Source organism: Methanobrevibacter sp. (assembly GCF_030539875.1).
Lineage (GTDB): Archaea > Methanobacteriota > Methanobacteria > Methanobacteriales > Methanobacteriaceae > Methanocatella.
The window spans coordinates 33,804-43,247 of record NZ_JAUNXI010000016.1 but is presented as its reverse complement, the minus strand read 5'-3'; the positions used below and the strand labels follow the sequence as shown (position 1 = coordinate 43,247).

The following is a 9,444-nucleotide window of genomic DNA, read 5'->3' as shown; positions in this document are numbered from 1 at the left end:
TTTGATATTTTTTATTATATACTTTTTGATATTTTTATTGTAGGATTTTGCAATTAATATTAATCGTATGTTATCCTAGGTATTACTTTAGTATTCCACTGGCATGCTGTTATGGAGTGAGCATTTGATAGGCAATGTTAGTTCGTTAGGTATGAAAAAAGTTTAACTAAAAAGTAGTACATAATTCAGGTACTTTTTGACTTTATTTTTCGTATTATCACGAACAAATTTCACAAAAAGTAGTAGATAATTTGATATGGATTATGCAAATTTTTCGACTAAGCTTGTTAAAAGGAATTTCAGGCTTCATGACCAGGATTCTCTGCTATTGATTGGTAATGTTAAAGAGGGTGAGGTTGTAAAGGAAGTTAGGGAGCCTAGTTATATTGATTCACAGCAAAAACTATTTTAATCATATTATTTTCCTTCTAATCGTTTTATATCCAAAATCATTTGATCAAAGTCGGAAATGAAGTTTTCATCTTGCATGACTCTGAATTTTTCATATTTTTCAAGAACATGTTTTCTAGCCTCTTCAGCAGATATTTTACCTTTTCCAACTAGAATTGGCAGTCTTCGAAGTTTGAGGTAATCATCCAGCAGTTCCTTCCAGTCCTTCATACCCATTGGAATTCTGTCTTCTGCACGGGATTCAGCTAAATTCAAAAAACCTTCCACTAAACTGTTTAATCTGGATAATTCATTCTGATTTAAATAATTTTTTGATATGACTACATCACTTTGGAGTATTTTTCCATTCGGTGCTTTTTTCCATGTTGTCAATCCCATACGGGTTTTTCCAATATCACTTCGTGTTTCTATAATCTCGGCGGCAGTATGGTTGCTTATTGCATATATCAGTTTGTTCTGTACTGTTGCAAAGAATTCCTTTGTGATGTCTGCATCTTTGTCATAATCGAAACTTGTTGCATAAATGTCTGTGATTTTTTGATTGAATCTTCTCTCTGAAGCCCTTATTTCTCGAATGGTTTCTAATAATTCATCGAAATAGTCTTCTGTGAATCTTCCACCTTTTTTTAGAAGTTCTTTGTCTATGACAAATCCTTTTACCATATATTCTTTTAAAATTTTATTGGACCATTTTCTGAACTGTGTTGCTTCTTTACTGTTTATTCTATATCCTATTGATATGATTGCATCAAGATTAAACCATATTTGAGGGCGTCCTCCTTTTTTGGAGTTTTGCAAATATTCTTTGCTAAACTCTATATTCTCTTTAAATAGTTTATCTGATGATATACTTACTTCATTTTCTTCAAGTTCATCTTCAGATATGATATTTTTAAAATGGTAGGATATAGTTTGAGGAGATGTTCCAAAAATTTCTGCAACAACTTTTCTACTTGCCCATAATGTATCATTGCCTATTAAAAATTCAGCTTCGATGTCATTCTGTTCGCTTTTGTATAATAACTTTTCAATAAGTTTAAATTCTGGCATACGTTTCCTCCTTGCTTTAATCTAAAAATTATATAATTGGTTTTATATTTGTTAATGATTATTATATCCAATTTTTGCAAGAGCATTTGATGAATAATATTTGTTTGTTAAATATGAAACAAGTTTGACCAAAAAGTAGTACATAATTCTCCAACTTTTGGCCAATTTTTGTTCGTATTGTATTGAACAAATTTCACTAAAAGTAGTAGATTTCTGAGTGTATTATGCAAATTTCTCGAATAATCCTGTTAAAAGGAATTTCAAGCTTCACAATCCCAATTCTTCGCTATTGATGGGAAATGTTAATGATGGTGATGTTGTAATGGATGTTAGGGACCTCGTCATATTTAAACTCGCGAAAATGTAGTGCCACTTACAGGTAATTTTCAATCAACTTTGTTATAAAATTTATCTGGTTGTTATTTAATGTTTTGGATAAATGTCCAAAAGATATGGCTTGAATAGCTATTTAATGATTGTTGCAATGAGTTATTCAATATGATTAAAATCAAGAATTATATTGAATATGAAAAATGTTGAAATGAAAACTTAATAAAAAATTTAAAATCATTAAGTTGGCGGCTATGGTGCTGATGATAATTGCACATTAATTATAAATTTATCAACTAACATAATTTATTAATAACATATTACTATGGGTGATTTTAGTAAAATTATTTCATGGAATATTGATGCAATAGATCAACATACAAAAGTTGAAATCTAGACGAGCTTATTAAAAAAAATAATTTGGTGGTGACAGTATGAAGTTATGTCCAAAGTGCGGCGCTAATTTATCTGAAGTAATTGGAGGTTATTTGTGTAATGAATGTGGTGGTGGAATGTTTAGTGAAGATGAAGTTATTGTTGCCAGATGCCCTACATGTAATAATGAACTGGGAGATTTGTGTGATGAATACTATTGTTATGAATGTAATAGGGCTGTAGGTAAAGAGGATGCTGTTTGCAGTAGAAATATAGGTTCTGATGATGATTATGATTTCGGAGAACCGGATTATGATTCCATGATCGATAATGGGGAAAATATTTGTTTAAATTGTACTTATTGGAGTGTAAGTCCATATGGTGCATCTTATGGAATGGTTTGCCGTAGAGGTTATCCGACATCCGGTCCTGGTGATTCCTGCAGTGATTTTATCCAGTCACATCATTTTGCAAGCTATGGCGATGAAGGCCAATATCAATTCGATGAGACAAGGAGGGATACTGCCAATAAATTATATCATTGGAGAAATAATAGGTAATTTATGTTTCAATATTTCTTCATAATTTTACCATAATTATTTTAACTTTGTTAAACATAACTTAATGCCCATGAGAATTAATAGGGAAGTTTGATTCAATGTCAGAAAAATTTTGTCCGAACTGTAATTTTGAAAATGGAAATGATGATAATTTTTGCCAAGAGTGTGGATCACATTTAGATTTAGCAGATTATATTGAATCAAAAAAATTAGATAAAACTTTCACACAAAAAGTTAAGTCATTTTTTGGAAATAAGCATATTGATAAACTTAACAATGAAATTGAAGAATTTATAAAATTTTCATATGATTTAAAAATTAGTGATAACGTAAATGGAACTTATGTGAAAAACGGTGAACTCTATGAATATGAAGGTATTCGCAATTGGGTTGGCATCTCAGACATTTTCGGAGTGATCATCGATATTCATAATGACGGGCGCATAATTGTTTAGTTTTTTCAGTGTCTAAAATGAATAATGCTTGCCGACAAGTAAATATGGGATTTAAAGCAACATTTCATTTTACAACCAATGCCAAACCTGAACATAATATCAGACGGAGAGTTTTAAAGAGAATATGCTGCAGAAATTTAATCTGAAAAGCAAATCAGAAAACAGGTATTTAAAATCAAAATAAAAATGATGGAATGTGCATAACAAGATGAGTCCATTGCTGTGCAAAAGCCATTGATTATTCTGATATATTCCTTAATTCATGAAAGTGGAGTGTAAACTCGCTGTCATTTTGACATGATAATTTTATATAATTGAAATAATAAAATATTATATTAATTAATATATACAGGTTGTAATAGCTATGGCTAATATAAATAATACATCATCCTACATGGATGAGGATAAAAAGCAGATTATCAAAGAGTCAAATTATACCTACAGGGATGCTCTTGAGGTTTCAGCGTTTCTTATTGAAACAGGAAGGTTTGAAAGGTTCTATAAGGAAATGCAGATTGCCGACTTGCAAAGGGAACTTGATGAAATGGATAATGAATAGCTTCAAAAAATAGTCTGAGAGGGTAAATGACTAAGGTATGCCGGCTGGTGATGATTTAAAGTTAAAGAGATGACATGTAGGTTATATGTCATGGAAATAACAATTCGTCAATGATTTTCATATCCAAATTTTCTTCAACTATTTCTGCCAGCTTGTTTAAGGAGTAATCCTTTTGGGTTTCATAAGGATCCGGACCGTATCTGGCTTCAAGGCCTTTTTTGACCCTTAGATAGTTCAGCAATTCTCTTCTGAAATTATAGTTGTGGAATATTCCATGGAAATATGTTGCAAACACGTTGCCGTTGCATGCACCGTCGATTAGGCCTTCGTCGTTGTTTCCCTGTCCTTTGGAAATGTTCAGCAATGCTTCGGAATTTAAAAGTTCGCTTGTACCTTCATGAATCTCATAACCTGTAACGGTTTCACCTGCAATTTCTTTAAATATTTCACCGGCCAGGCCTTTGAGATTTTGAGAGATTCTTGCCTCTGACTGTGTTACTATTTTATCTGACCTTGCAAATTTGGATTCGATGTCCAAAAGTCCGAGGCCTCTGACTGTTCCGTGCTTTGATTCTTTTTTTTCTTCATCATGTATGATTTTTCCAAGGATTTGCAGACCTCCGCATATTCCGATAACCGGTATGTCTTTTGATTTTTCAATTATCTTGTCTCCAAGGCCGCTTTTTTCCAGTTCGTACATGTCGTCTGTAGAGTTTCGGGTTCCCGGAATTAAAATAGCATCGACGTCTCCGATATCATCATTGATTCCGATCATTTTAACTGCAACGTCATCTTCGTATTCAAAGGGGTCGATGTCTGTGAAATTGGCTATTTTTGGAAGCCTTATGACTCCTATTGTGATGTCTTTATTTTCTGCAAATTCGTGTGTGGTCAGGGATGCAGAATCTTCTTCGGGCAATTTCAGGGTTTCGTCATATGGGAGAACTCCTAAAACAGGTTCTCCGGTAATCTCTTCGATTCTATCAAGTCCGGGTTTTAGAATGTCCAGATTTCCTCTGAACTTGTTGATTACAGTTGCCTTAAGCCGTGACCTGTCATAATCGTCAAGCAAGACGTAAGTTCCTGCAATAGCTGCAAAAACACCTCCCATTTCAATGTCTGCTATCAGGATAACATTTGCATCTGCAAGGTGTGCAATTTCCATATTTGCAATGTCCTGGCGGCGCATATTGATTTCGGCAGGTGACCCTGCCCCCTCAATGATTATGACGTCATATTCTTCTTTTAAAATATTGAAGCTTTCTTTTATGGCTTTCAGAGCATCATCATGGTATTTGTGCTGATAATCGTAGAAGTCCATATCTCCGATGGATTTTCCCTGAATGATCACGTTTGAAGTGAAATCTCCCTTCGGCTTGAGCAAAACAGGATTCATGTGTATGCTCGGTTCAACCATCGCAGCTTCCGCCTGCAGCATCTGCGCTATTCCAATTTCACCGTTTTCCTTTGTGGTGTATGAGTTTAAAGACATGTTTTGAGATTTAAATGGGGCTACTTTATACCCTCTGTTTTTATATATTCTACATAAAGCCGCTACAAGCATGCTCTTTCCAGCATTTGAGGATGTTCCCTGAACCATGATACAATTTGTCATAGGTGAATATATCTAGTTAATATTATAAATAATTTTAAAATGAGATTTTCTTAATTTGATTTGAAGCATGGATTCGGAATATCTCGTTAATTTGGGGTTTTCAATAATATGGAAATATTATTCTAATATAAAATTGACTGATATGGCGACCATGCATTCAAATCGATTGGCAATATTTAATCATTGAAGATTAACATTGCATTTGATTATATATTTAATAATAAATATATATCTTATCTTTTTTTTCATTTAAATTTTTATTTCAGTGAATTTTAGTTTGTATATTAAAAATATTATGATTTGGATTTGTATTGTATGATTTTAAAATTTTTGATGTGAACCTGTATGATTATTGGTCTGAACTGACAGGGGATAATGGTAGGTTTGGTGATTTTTGATGTTGAAGATAAACTGCCAATATTTTTGATTATTAAAGTAACTAAAGAATTACATTTTTGAATTGTTGTGCTGTTAAGGTGCATGAATTCAAAAACACGAATCTTTTACTAACCTTTGTTTACTAAAATAGAAACCTTTATATATTTTGTAGATTTAAATAATATTTAAATAGTATATTTGACTTAACTTTTTAATGATGAATTTATTTATGAAAGGGAGGTTTGTTTAATGAAACTTGAAGAACAGAACATAATAGATGATTCTCCTAAAAATGTAGTTGATGAGCCTGTTGTAGAAAAATCAGATGACGGCGAAGAAACTAAACCAATGTTAAATTATGATAATATTAAAAGTTCACAGGATATTGATGTTCCGCCTTTACTAATCGACCAGGTTATCGGACATGAGGAGTCCATAGAAACAATTAAAAAAGCGGCAAAACAGAGAAGAAATGTTTTGCTTATTGGGGATCCTGGTGTTGGAAAATCCATGCTTGCTAAGGGAATGGCGCAGATTCTGCCTCATGAAACTCTGCAGGATATCCTCGTATACCCAAACATGGAGGACAACAATCACCCATTGATAAGAACAGTGCCTGCAGGTGAAGGTAAAAAGATAGTAAAAGCCACTAAAGGCTCTGCTAAAGGTCAGGAAGAGAAAAAAACAATAATTACCATGTTTGCAATTGGTGGTGTTCTTGTAATCGGATTTATGTATGGAAGAGTCCTTGAATCCATTATTGCAGCTGCATTGATATTGCTTATAACACTTCAGATTAAACCGAAATCCAATTCAATGTCTCCAAAGCTTTTGGTCAACAATCAGGAATCCAGATTTGCACCGTTTATGGATGCAACAGGAGCCCACGCAGGTGCTCTTTTAGGTGATGTGCGCCACGATCCATACCAGTCTGGAGGGCTTGGAACTCCTGCACACGAACGTGTAGAGGCAGGAATGATTCACAAAGCTAACCGGGGAGTTTTATACATTGACGAAATCGGTACAATGTCAATGAAAACCCAGCAGGAACTGCTCTCTGCAATGCAGGAAAAGCAGTATGCAATTACAGGTCAAAGCGAAAACTCAAGCGGTGCAATGGTAAGGTCTCAGGCAGCGCCATGTGATTTTGTACTTGTAGCATCCGGTAACCTTCAGGTTTTAGAGGGAATGCACATTGCAATGAGGTCCAGAATCAGAGGATACGGGTATGAGGTGTTCATGAAAGATTACATGGAGGACACTACTGAAAATAGGGAAAAGCTAGTTCAGTTTGTAGCTCAGGAAGTTAAAAACGATGGCAGAATCCCTCATTTTGCTCCTGATGCATTGGATGAAATCATCATGGAAGCAAAAAGAAGATCTGGAAAACAGGATGCTCTGACATTAAGATTAAGGGATCTCGGTGGACTTGTCAGGTCTGCAGGTGATGTGGCTATTGAAAAGGGTGATAATCTTGTAACTGCCGAACATGTTTTCGAAGCCAAAAAATTCGCAAGAACACTTGAACAGCAAATAGCCGACAGGTCAATCATGCAGAGAAAAGATTACAGTATGGTTTCTGCCAAAGGAGGAAGGATTGGTCTTATCAATGGTCTTGCCGTTATCGGAGATAGAAGCGGTATTGTATCACCTATCGCTGCAGAAGCTGCTCCTACCCAATCTAAAACAGGCGGACAGATTATTGCTACCGGTAAGTTAGGCGAAATCGCAAGCGAATCTGTGCAGAATGTAAGTGCATTAATCAAAAAATACACCAATAAGGATATTTCAAATTATGACATCCACGTTCAGTTTATCCAGACCTATGACGGTGTGGAAGGTGATTCTGCTAGTGTAAGTATTGCAACTGCAGTTATTTCTGCTATTGAAGAGATTCCAATCGATCAGACCGTTGCGCTGACAGGTTCACTTAATGTCCGTGGTGATGTAATGCCTATTGGAGGGGCAACCGCCAAAATCGAAGCTGCTGCTGAAGCCGGAATGAAAAAAGTACTGATTCCAAAATCTAACTTAAAAGATGTCATGATTGAGAAAAAATATGAGGGCATGATTCAAATCATTCCAACCGAAACCTTAAGTGATGTTCTGGAAAACATTTTAATCAGCGGTTCTTCCAAAGACAAACTAATCGAAAAAATGAGGAATATCGGTTCTAAAGTTGTTGAAAAAGTTCCTCAGACCTCTTTAAATAATCCGGCTACACATTAAGTCGGATTAATCTATTATTTTTTCTCTTACTATTTTTTCTATTGTATTGTAAAACTCAGAGTCTCTTTTGTCCAGTTTTTCAAATGATGCGTCGACACTGCAGCTGCAGATGTCTGTTTTTCCGATGACGTACTCATCTGAATCTTTTTTAATTAAAATGCCGAATAATTTTTCCTCCAAATCATGGTATGCATCGAATTCTTCATCTGTAAGCTTTAAATGATAATCTTCTGTTGAGAAAATATCGCACTCATTTAAAATAGGTAAAAATACCACCATTCCAACAGGAAGAAATATGTTTTCATGTCTGCTGATTTTCAAAAGCCTTTCTTCATAACTGTCATCATCTTCAATACCGTAACCCCTAATTTCTAATATGCTGTTTGTCCCCATGCGGCTGTCATCGCCGATGATAAATGATAGCAGATTTGGGTCTGCATAATTATTGCAGGAAGCCCTGATATTTTTAATAGTTTCATAAATATTCATCACATACGACCTCGTATTTTTCACATAATTCAACAATCTCTTCAACCTTTCGGATTTTTCCAATCCAGTCTATAGGGATATCATCAAAACCGTAATAAATTCCGGCAAGTCCTCCGCATACAGCACCTACAGTATCGCTGTCCTCACCCAGATTCACGGCTTTAAGAACAGCATCCCTATAATTGGATGTGCTTTCAAGACAGTATATGGCCGCTTCGAGAGTGGAGACTACATAACCTTTGGATGAAACGCCTGACGAGAAATCATCATCGAAAATTCTCTTGAAGTGGGCGAGTTCCTCATTGTCTTTGTAATGGTCAGTGATTTCAGCACATGCATTTTTCACATGTTCCCTTATAGTCAAATCATCCTTATTGATTATGGATTTTGCAATTTCAACGTATAACGCACAGGCAATTCTTGATCTTTTATGTGCGTGAGTCAGACAAGAGAGATTTTCAACAGTTTCATAATCAATGCCGTCAATATAGGCCAGAGGCAAAATTCTCATTAATGAGCCGTTACCGTTTTTTCTCTCACCTGCAGGGCCGCATCTAACAGCAGGAATTCCGGATTCATATCTCTCCAGAGCTTCTAATGTTCCGTTTCCTATATCGAAAAGTTCATCCTGAGTGTATTTGTCATTTCTGAACCATTCGATAAACTCATCCATAATGTCTGTATAGTCAATGGATTTTTTATTGATGATGCTTGTCATTGTAGCTATCGTCATTGAAGTGTCATCCGACCATGTTCCGGGTGGCTGGTTATGAATTCCTCCGCCAATCATTGTAAATACCGGGTTTTTTTCAAGCATGTGCCTTGATACAAACTCCACCGGAACTCCTAACGCATCACCTACAACCAGACCGATAATTCCATCCTTAACTTTCATATTTAGTATTATGTGGTGTTATATTTAAAATGTTTATATTGTTTTAAATAAGCATCATGTGCCTGTTGAAAAATAATTTATATAAAGAAATATTAACT

At 34.9% G+C, this 9,444-nt stretch carries 11 protein-coding genes; 6 read left to right on the top strand and 5 right to left on the bottom strand.

Going from position 1 to position 9,444, the window contains the following annotated elements:
• Window positions 1–256: 256 nt before the first annotated feature.
• The gene (locus tag Q4Q16_RS07180; protein WP_303347040.1) at window positions 257–412 is read left to right on the top strand and encodes a hypothetical protein; all 156 of its coding nucleotides are present in this window, start codon (window positions 257–259) and stop codon (window positions 410–412) included.
• Between the two features lie 5 nt (window positions 413–417).
• Here Q4Q16_RS07180 and rhuM read toward each other — a convergent pair whose 3' ends face one another.
• Window positions 418–1,461, bottom strand: coding sequence for a RhuM family protein (gene rhuM, locus Q4Q16_RS07175; RefSeq protein ID WP_303347039.1), 1,044 nt, complete (start codon window positions 1,459–1,461; stop codon window positions 418–420).
• A gap of 217 nt (window positions 1,462–1,678) precedes the next feature.
• On the opposite strand from rhuM, the gene Q4Q16_RS07170 reads away from it, so the two are divergent.
• From Q4Q16_RS07170 to Q4Q16_RS07155, 4 genes are all read left to right on the top strand, one after another.
• Window positions 1,679–1,828 (top strand): hypothetical protein, encoded by a 150-nt coding sequence (locus Q4Q16_RS07170; protein ID WP_303347038.1) that lies wholly within the window; start codon window positions 1,679–1,681, stop codon window positions 1,826–1,828.
• A 397-nt stretch (window positions 1,829–2,225) separates the two neighbouring features.
• A complete protein-coding gene (locus tag Q4Q16_RS07165) occupies window positions 2,226–2,726 on the top strand; it encodes a hypothetical protein (RefSeq protein WP_303347037.1) in 501 nt (166 codons plus the stop codon).
• Between the two features lie 98 nt (window positions 2,727–2,824).
• A complete protein-coding gene (locus Q4Q16_RS07160; RefSeq protein WP_303347036.1) occupies window positions 2,825–3,181 on the top strand; it encodes a zinc ribbon domain-containing protein in 357 nt (118 codons plus the stop codon).
• A gap of 364 nt (window positions 3,182–3,545) precedes the next feature.
• On the top strand, window positions 3,546–3,740 hold the full coding sequence (locus Q4Q16_RS07155) for a hypothetical protein (protein ID WP_303347035.1): 195 nt from the start codon (window positions 3,546–3,548) through the stop codon (window positions 3,738–3,740).
• An 88-nt stretch (window positions 3,741–3,828) separates the two neighbouring features.
• Here Q4Q16_RS07155 and cobQ read toward each other — a convergent pair whose 3' ends face one another.
• Window positions 3,829–5,355: a cobyric acid synthase CobQ gene (gene cobQ / locus Q4Q16_RS07150; protein WP_303347034.1), complete on the bottom strand. Its 1,527-nt coding sequence runs from the start codon at window positions 5,353–5,355 to the stop codon at window positions 3,829–3,831.
• Between the two features lie 293 nt (window positions 5,356–5,648).
• Window positions 5,649–5,837 carry a hypothetical protein gene (locus Q4Q16_RS07145; RefSeq protein WP_303347033.1) on the bottom strand — a complete coding sequence of 63 codons (189 nt, stop codon included), beginning with the start codon at window positions 5,835–5,837 and terminating at the stop codon, window positions 5,649–5,651.
• A gap of 244 nt (window positions 5,838–6,081) precedes the next feature.
• Between Q4Q16_RS07145 and lonB the strand changes: the two genes are divergently transcribed.
• A complete protein-coding gene (lonB, locus tag Q4Q16_RS07140; protein WP_303347043.1) occupies window positions 6,082–7,962 on the top strand; it encodes an ATP-dependent protease LonB in 1,881 nt (626 codons plus the stop codon).
• Window positions 7,963–7,968: 6 nt separating this feature from the next.
• Here lonB and Q4Q16_RS07135 read toward each other — a convergent pair whose 3' ends face one another.
• Both Q4Q16_RS07135 and Q4Q16_RS07130 read right to left on the bottom strand, forming a co-directional pair.
• Entirely contained in the window at window positions 7,969–8,451 is a 483-nt protein-coding gene (locus tag Q4Q16_RS07135; protein ID WP_303347032.1) for a hypothetical protein, read from the bottom strand.
• A complete protein-coding gene (locus tag Q4Q16_RS07130; RefSeq protein ID WP_303347031.1) occupies window positions 8,438–9,346 on the bottom strand; it encodes an ADP-ribosylglycohydrolase family protein in 909 nt (302 codons plus the stop codon). The genes Q4Q16_RS07135 and Q4Q16_RS07130 overlap by 14 nt, the downstream gene beginning before the upstream one ends.
• Window positions 9,347–9,444 lie beyond the last annotated feature (98 nt).